5 protein-coding genes and 1 pseudogene are annotated in these 6,397 nt (G+C 59.2%); 5 read left to right on the plus strand and 1 reads right to left on the minus strand.

Translation table 11 applies throughout. From position 1 onward, the window contains the following. The 3 genes from ACO07W_RS00635 (at window position 1) to ACO07W_RS00645 (ending at window position 3,074) form a co-directional block, all read left to right on the plus strand. Window positions 1–1,179, plus strand: coding sequence for an MFS transporter (locus ACO07W_RS00635; RefSeq protein WP_421840067.1), 1,179 nt, complete (start codon window positions 1–3; stop codon window positions 1,177–1,179). 129 nt (window positions 1,180–1,308) lie between these two features. Continuing rightward, a protein-coding gene (locus ACO07W_RS00640; protein WP_421840068.1) for an IS3 family transposase occupies window positions 1,309–2,537 on the plus strand; the annotation gives its coding sequence in 2 pieces (ribosomal slippage) (window positions 1,309–1,624 and window positions 1,624–2,537; 1,230 coding nt in all). A gap of 45 nt (window positions 2,538–2,582) precedes the next feature. Next, entirely contained in the window at window positions 2,583–3,074 is a 492-nt protein-coding gene (locus ACO07W_RS00645; protein ID WP_421840090.1) for a sigma-70 family RNA polymerase sigma factor, read from the plus strand. Window positions 3,075–4,115: 1,041 nt separating this feature from the next. Here the strand turns inward: ACO07W_RS00645 and ACO07W_RS00650 are convergent. After that, window positions 4,116–5,260, minus strand: a protein-coding gene (locus ACO07W_RS00650; RefSeq protein ID WP_421840069.1) for an IS3 family transposase whose coding sequence is annotated in 2 segments (ribosomal slippage) — window positions 4,116–4,993 and window positions 4,993–5,260 — 1,146 coding nt in all. Because the reading frame shifts where the segments join, the coding sequence is not laid out codon by codon here. A gap of 66 nt (window positions 5,261–5,326) precedes the next feature. Here ACO07W_RS00650 and ACO07W_RS00655 point away from each other — a divergent pair. Together ACO07W_RS00655 and ACO07W_RS00660 are read left to right on the plus strand one after the other, a co-directional pair. Continuing rightward, a pseudogene (locus tag ACO07W_RS00655) lies at window positions 5,327–5,548 on the plus strand (integrase core domain-containing protein); the annotation flags it as partial. 231 nt (window positions 5,549–5,779) lie between these two features. Then, a partial coding sequence (locus ACO07W_RS00660; RefSeq protein WP_421840070.1) for a hypothetical protein occupies window positions 5,780–6,397 on the plus strand: 618 nt, incomplete at its 3' end.

Genomic DNA, 6,397 nt, shown 5'->3' on the forward strand with positions numbered 1-6,397 from the left:
GTGGTCACGTGGGGGGTGTTGTACTACTCCTTCGCGGTGTACTTGCCGCAGATGAACGCCGAGACAGGGTGGTCTTTGACCGCCCTGTCATTCGGCTTCTCTGGGGCGATTCTTGTTTCTGGTCTGTTAGCGCCACAGGTGGGTAGGTGGATCGACAATTGCCACGCCCGAGCGGTGATGATGGTCGGCAGCGTGACTGGGATTATCGGTGTGGGGCTGTGGGCTGGTGCCCACACCCTGCCGGTGTACTACGCGGCCTGGTTGCTGATCGGAGTCGCGATGGCAGCTACCTTCTACGAGGCGGCGTTCGCTACTACGGTTTGCCAACAACCCAGCACCGCCAGGCGCGCCATCTCTTTGATTACCCTTGCCGGCGGACTGGCCTCGACAGTGTCGTCTCCGGCCGCGCAGCTGCTTTCCGAGATCGGTGATTCCTGGCGGATCGGAGTCATCTTGCTGGCTATTATTTTCGCCGTTGTCATGGTCCCCATTGCCGTGTCCCTGCCGCGGCCACCTCGACGAGCCGAACGTGCCGAGGTGCAGCAGGCGACGAACGGGAATGAGGGGCCGCCGAAACCTCAAAGAATGCCGACGCCGGACTACCGATGGTTGGCAGTCACCTTTATGTTGGCGGGAATCGCGGACGTTGTTTTCGCGGTGTACCTTGTTGCCTTCATCATCAACGTTGGAAATCTGCCGCTCGCGGCCACAGTTATCGCTGGCGGACTTGGAGTAGCCAAGCTCGCCGGTCGCCTCATTGTGATCATCGGCAGTCGATGGTCGGTGCTCAGCCTCTTGCGGGCTTCCTTGCTCGGCCAAGCAGCTGCGCTGCTCATCCCGCTGATATGGCATCACCGGGCCGCGGTGGTTGTCATGCCCGTGCTGTTTGGGGCCGCTACCGGGGCGCGGACGATTCTGCGGCCACTATTGGTTACCGAATTGTGGGGGCACGCCTCATTCGGACATGCCAACGGGAAACTGCAACGACTCACCACCGTGGCCAAAGCTGCCGCACCTATCGCCGCGGGACTTATCGTCGCCAATGCTGGGTACCTGTCACTGTGGTTGAGTTTGGCCGTACTGGTGGTTGTTGCCGCCGCAGCAACTCATCAACTCCGCAACCTAGCCTTGGAGGCAGACACCTATGCTGAACCAGAAAAAGCACCCACATCATCATGAATAGCACCGACGCGACTACCGCCGAGCAATACGAGAAATTCCGCACAACTTTGTGGGGGGGCTTGACCCCTTGGGTTGGACACGCTGAATCCCAGGATGTTCCTGGGGGAAGCGAGATGATCCACCCCTATGGCAAGGAAAAGTTACCCTGATGAGTTCAAGCGGGATGCGGTTGCGTTGTATCGGGATACCGCTGGTGCGACGATCAGCATGATCGCTGCTGAGCTTGGCTTGAGCGACCCAACGTTATCGGCGTGGTGCAAGGCCCACGGTGTGCCGATTCGGCACCGTAAACCCGGTTCGGTTGCCGTAGGGGCCCCGGGTGGCGAGACCCCCGAACAAGCGGTGGCACGGCTCCATGCTGAGAACCAGGCGTTGCGTGCCGAGAAGACCCGGCTGGCCACCGAGCGGGACATTTTGCGGTCGGCGGCCAAGTATTTCGCTGGGGAGACGAACTGGTGAGTCGCTTTCAGTTCGTTGCCGATCACCGACACGCCTTCGAGGTGAAGCGGCTATGCCAGGTCGTCGAGATCGCTCGATCATCGTTTTACACCTGGTGTCAGGCAGCAGCCACGCGGGCAGCTCAAACCGCTGCTGATGCGGTGTTGGCCGAGCGTATTCGCGCAATACATGATCAGGACAACACCTATGGGTGCCCGCGGATCACCGCTGAACTCAACGACGGTGTTGCTGATACTGAGCGGGTCAACCACAAGCGAGTAGCCCGAGTCATGCGCGTAGCGGGGATCGCTGGGTATCGGTGCCGCCGCCGTGTCCGCACAACCAGACCAGATAAAACCACACAGAAATATCCTGACCTGCTTAAACGAGATTTCACCGCTTCTGAATCCAACAAGAGATACGTTGGGGACATCACGTACTTGCCGCTGGCTAGCGGCGCTAACCTGTATCTGGCCACCGTCATCGACTGCTGGTCTCGGCGGATCACTGGGTGGGCGATCGCAGAGCATATGCGCACCGAACTGGTCGAAGATGCCCTCAAGGCCGCCGAGGCGCTACGGGGCAGTCTGGGTGGTGCGGTATTCCACAGTGACCACGGACGCCAGTACACGTCACAGGATTTCGCGAAACTGTGTACCCGGTTGGGGGTCACCCAGTCCATGGGCGCTATCGGATCGAGCGCCGACAACGCCCTGGCTGAATCGGTCAACGCCGCCCTCAAACGCGAGGTCCTCCAAGACCGACACAGCTGGGACGACGCCCCCACCTGCCGACGCGAGGTCTTTCGCTGGCTGGCCCGCTACAACACCACACGACGCCACTCCTACTGCAACCAGCTCAGCCCCGCCACCTACGAGAGGACCCACCTATCCGCTACGCTGCCCCAAGCCGCCTAACCACAAATCCCGTGTCCAACCCAAGGGGTCAAGCCCCGGGGGTTCATCCGCAAACGCAGCCGAAGCGACGCCGATACCGATGACATCACTCAAGACGTATTGCTGCGTTTTTACGAAAACTCTGAACACGTCGACAACCCCATCCAATGGATGTACGCCGTCGCGCGAAATGCCGCAATCGACTACTACCGACGCAGCCATCACCGTGAGATACCCGCCGGAACTGAGGCCATGATCGAACTGCCTGCTGAATATGATCCGACCGACAACACTACGGCCGAAGATCTCGCCGCCTGCCTCGCACCGCTCCTGGACACTCTGCCCGCCGTCGACAAGCAAACTCTCACTTTAACCTACCTACAAGGACAAACTCAGAGGCAAGTAGCACAGGAACTCGGAATCAGTGTCTCGGGAATGAAGTCCCGAGTTCAACGATCCCGCCAAAAACTCCTCAATGCCATCAACGAGTGCTGCACCATCATCCTCGACAAGCGGGGCCATCCTATCGATATGCAAGCCAAACAACGCGACTCATGACGACTCACCCATGATGTGGCTGAACCAGCACCCGCCACGGTGCGGCGGACGTTGTTTTGGGTGCCAAATAATTTCGATCTCGCCACCAGACCCATGCTCGCCCGCGCCGGTGACGCCATCGAAGCCTAACTGTCCGTCGTGTTCCTGGTAGATTGAGTCCAGTCCAAGAAAAGAAGCTTAGTGGTCTCTCTGCATGTACGGAATGTTCGGGTTGGGGAGTTCTATATTTGAGGACGGTCCGGAAAGATTAGTTATGATGGTACTCCATTCGTCATCGCTGAATGGCAGGTCTTTATCCGAGGTGAAAATTGGTGCAGTTTCCTTTTGGAGACCGGATCGCGATGAAGAGTTCTCCTGTCCTCCTCCGCCGCCTCGGTTGCCCATCATGGCAGGCATTCCTCCGCCTTGGATCGGACTTGCGTTGTCTGACGGTCGCTGGGCGGTGGCTCGATCAGCAGTTGCATCGCCAGATGCTGGAGTCGACGATGTGGGGGTTGCTTGACCATCCCATCCGGGAGGGAAACGAAACCCATTAAATGCGCTCGGCAGATCGGATTTATTAGGTACGCGTGTTCCGATGAGGCCTGGGGATGGCGAATTCGACGCTGCGGCATCGGACCCGGCTCCTGGGGTTGGGTCTTGGGCGCCGGCTAGCGTATTGCCCCCGGTCGTACCTTTTCCTAAGCCTCCTGCCAGGCCGGATAGCATGCCCATAGCGCTCATGGGAGCCAAGAGCAGACTTGGTAGTAGGGACGCCAATTCATTGACAAAGCTCCCTCCGCCACCGGTTCCACTACCGCTCCCTCCGCCGCTGCCACCACCGCTGTTCGTCAATTTAGGGATTTGCGGAACGGAACCGAAAGATGAAGGGTTTGCGTTTCCGGCGGAATCGCCGATAAAGGCTTTGTAGCCATTGTGAGAGTCGCTCGAGTATGCATTCCATCTTATGCGGGCGTCTATAGCCATACCCCACTTCCAAGTGGCTGGTCCCCGATATCGGGTCCACCTGGAATTAGAGCCAGGTTGTTGTTGATCTGGATTTTAGTTGATGTCGCAGGCTATGGGGTGATGGGTGTGGCTGCATTGGGCAGCGTATTCGGCCGGAGTGCGATAACCCAGCGATGAGTGGCGGTGGCGGTGGTTGTGCTCGTGTTTGAAATCGCTGATCACCACCTTGGCTTCGAGCAGGTCAGTCCAGTAGTTGCGGTTCAGACACTCCTTTCGTAAGCGGCTGTTAAAGGATTCAATGTAGGGGTTTTTCCAGGGCTGACCTGGGGGGATATAGGTCAGCCCGACTTTTCCGTCGCAAAACTGCTGCAACGCTTGAGAAATCAGCTCCGGCCCGTTGTCCATGCGCAGCACCGTGGGCGGACCCCCGGCAGTGGTGAACACTCGCTCGAGCTCGTCGACCAGCGCCTCGGCGGTGATGGAGCGTGCGGTCATGTCCAGCAGCGACTCGCGAGTGTGCTCATCGAGCATCGAGGCGATCTTGACCGACCTGCCGTCGATAGTGGAGTCAAACTGAAAATCCAGCGCCCACACCACCTTGGGGGCATCGGCGATGATCGGCGGCACTGAGGGCACACCACCACGTTTGCGTGGGGAGCGGACGGCGACTTGCAGTCCCTCTTGGCGCCACAGCCGGTGGATCTTCTTCTTGTTGACCTGGTGATGCTCGTCGTAGCGCAACGCCGACCACGCACGGCGAAACCCGTGACAGGGGTGTTTGCGGGCGTAGGAACGCAGCCAGGCCCGCAGATCGGCATCCGGGTCCGCCGGGGTCTGGTCGATACGGACACGTCGGTAGGTTGAGCGGGCCAGCCCAACCGCTTGGCACGCCAACCGTTCTGAGATGCCCTTGACTTCTGTGAGCATGTCCACGGCGCGGCGTTTGGCGGCTGGGCTCAAAATTTTCCCTTGGCCACCTCACGTAGGGCGTCTTTGACGAGCTCGGCCTCGGCCAACAGCCGTTTGAGCCGCCCGTTTTGCTCGCGCAGTTCCTTGAGCTCGCGGGCCGCATCGAGATCCATTCCCCCGTAGGCTCGGCGCCAGTTGTACAGGGTGGCCGCCGATACCCCCAGCTCGGCAGCGATCTGCTCACCGGAGCTGCCGCCGGCGGCCAGCTCATCAGCTCGGCGCAGCTTGCGCACAATGTCTTCGGCGGCATACCTCTTACGACCAGCCATTTCCTTGTCCCTTCCAGCCCACGTTTAGGGCCACGAGACTCTAAAACAAGCTGGACTCATTCACGGGGAACACGCCAGCAGAACGCCTGGGTCGAGTCCTTCAACGGCCGGCTACGCGACGAACTACTCAACTTGTGGCACTTCGACTCGCTGCTGGAAGCCCGCGTGATCATCGAAGATTGGCGCCGCGACTACAACGCCAACAGACCCCACTCCGCCCACGGCGAACTCACCCCAACCGAATTCGCCCGACGATGGGCCAGAACGCACCAGCCTCAGGCCGCATGACGACTGGATCACGAAACGGGGCCCTCCTCGCTGAACGGGGAGTGTGTGCAGAAGGATCTCACTACCCGAGATGAATGTCGCATGATGCGATGCTTGAACCGACCTTAGAAGAGTATACAAGCTGCTTATTAGGTTAATATGCGAGACTTGCTTATTGAAGTAGGTGGATTTTTGTCTTGTTTTCGGATGTCTCGGTGTGGCCCGCGAGAGCGAGATGCGAAAGCTGCCGGCATGAAACCAGATGGTGATGTTTTCTCCGGACACTTTAGAGGCATGACTGATATGCCCAACTCACCAAAAATAGTTCACTTATCCAAAGTATTGGGTTCTACTGCAGTGCTGGCGTTGACGGCGTCGTCGCTGCTTCTCGCCGCTGGCTATGGTGTGGCCCACGGTGCTTCTGCTCCCACCACGGGTCCGTACAAAGACGCCACGATTTCCATGGACTGGAACACCGACGAAATCCGCACCGCGGTTACCGGTAAAGCTATCCCCCTCGTCGGACCGGGAAGCCTAAAAGAAACCGCTCTGCCCCAGCTCGACTCGGTCACCCTGGCATTCGCCACCGGGGAGTGCGGCCAGGAAACATGGGGTGGAGTCCCGGGAAGCAGTCTCGGCAAGGCGAACGTCAGCAAATTTTCAGCGGCCGGAGTCGACTACACCATTTCCACCGGCGGCCAAGCCGGGGTTTTCCGGTGTGCATCAAACGCCGGCATGGATAAATTCCTGGCGAACTACAACTCTGCGCAGCTTGCCGGTATCGACTACGACATAGAAGGCGGCCAAACCACCACCGACATCACCAACCTAATTAAGACTGCCGAACACGCCCAGGCAAAAAACCCGAAG

Source organism: Mycobacterium sp. (genome assembly GCF_965230835.1).
In the GTDB taxonomy this organism is placed as follows: domain Bacteria; phylum Actinomycetota; class Actinomycetes; order Mycobacteriales; family Mycobacteriaceae; genus Mycobacterium.